At 50.2% G+C, this 1,608-nt stretch carries 3 protein-coding genes; all 3 read left to right on the top strand.

Features of this window, described 5'->3' with window-relative positions:
• On the top strand, positions 1–307 hold a 307-nt coding region (locus tag B151_RS20220; RefSeq protein ID WP_040517262.1), incomplete at its 5' end, for a hypothetical protein.
• Between the two features lie 91 nt (positions 308–398).
• A complete protein-coding gene (locus B151_RS0117500) occupies positions 399–1,010 on the top strand; it encodes a hypothetical protein (protein ID WP_020404922.1) in 612 nt (203 codons plus the stop codon).
• Between the two features lie 83 nt (positions 1,011–1,093).
• Positions 1,094–1,608 (top strand): hypothetical protein (locus B151_RS19215; protein ID WP_040517263.1); only part of this gene is annotated, 515 nt, incomplete at its 3' end.

Genomic DNA, 1,608 nt, shown 5'->3' on the forward strand with positions numbered 1-1,608 from the left:
CCCACTGCTGACAGGCAACGCCTCAGCTACCATTCAACAAGCCACCCGAGCGGGGATTCCACTCACCGCCGGAGTACTTCTAACGCTCCTTTCCAAAAACAAACATGTTCGCGGTTTGGCCATGGGAATGGGCGTACAAGGCGTAATGGAAGTCATCAAATTTATTACCCCTGACTGGACGCCTCAGCAAGGCCTTATGGATGGCTCCGGGTACGTGTATGACAACCTACCTGAAATCCAGGAAAAAACACACCACGTGGATGAGGTAGAACATTCTTTAGAGATTGATAATACCATCGAAGTCTAGAAATAACACTTCATAGCTCAGCATTCCAAAAGGGGTACTGGTAATACCGAAACGGCAAACTGCCAACTTCTAAACCTTTTAAATCACAGTTATGAGCGATAAAATCTCCAAAAAAGCACTTGTTCCAGCTACTGCGCGCATCAAAACGTATTTTGATACGCGTAAAGTACAGCAAAACCAATCGGTCCTTAATTTCTTTCCTGCCAATGCAGATAGAAAACTCACGCGGGACAACTATGTAAGTAACCCGTTTCCCGGAGCTATGAAACGCCGGATTCTGGGCCTGTCCTTTGAGCTCACCAAACAGTTTATCGAAGACGACGCGGCTAACGGTATCGACGCACGAGCCATCGTGAATGGGCTCAAAGACGCCGCCATTCTCCTTCAGGCCGACAACGACAACAAGGAATTCCTCCGAGCGCCCATGAGTGAGTTCTCCAACTTTGCTGGCACAGGGATTCAGTTTACCTCGGCCACAAATAATACCGTGGACGCCGTGGCTGAATTCCGACGTCTCGTAACCATGAAATCAGCCAGTGAGTACCGCTTAGCGGACCCGTTTGACCTGGCCATCAACCAGACGGTTTCCCTTGCCGTGCATTTTGATGACGCCTCAGTGTTTCCAACGTCCGAGAACTGGAACCAATCTGGTCAGGGAGAATTGTGGCTTAGAGCTTCTATGGTAGTGGCTGAAGTTGAGTAATCCATCCCAGCCCGCCGGTTTCGCTTAACGCGGTTCCGGTGGGAATTTATTCCAATCAACCCTGACTACCTCAAAGCAACGCCATGAAGATTATCTCCAATTTTATCCCTCCTAAAGAAAGTTCGGCCTACAATCCGGCCAAATCGGTCGAGGTGCAACCGGGAGCAACGGCTCACCTTACCATGAACGGCATGGGTGGAGAGCGCTACGGCATCCGAAAGATTCTCCCGTTTAGTACCAACATGAACTCCATTTTGATCTCGGCCCGCCTAAACGAAGACCTCTACCTGTTTCGTGGTGTCCAGCTCTCAGTGGTGCACAACCTGTTCAAATCCATTGACGGGCTGTTTGCGCCCTTCATCATTCAGAAGAACAACCACATCGTTTTTGAACTCACCAATACCGGAGCTGCAAAACAGACCGTCAATATTCAGCTTGTGGGCTACGACCAGTTTGCGCTGGCAAAACTCAGCGCGGCCTATCAGCAGCTTCGAGCCTCGGTTCCCGTACCCCGATTCCTGTATGGACATAGCACGGTTCCAGCGGGCGGTCTCAACATTGATTTGGGCGTGAAAAGTAAAAGCGTGGACGTGCAGGT

Source organism: Gracilimonas tropica DSM 19535 (assembly GCF_000375425.1).
In the GTDB taxonomy this organism is placed as follows: Bacteria; Bacteroidota; Rhodothermia; order Balneolales; family Balneolaceae; genus Gracilimonas; species Gracilimonas tropica.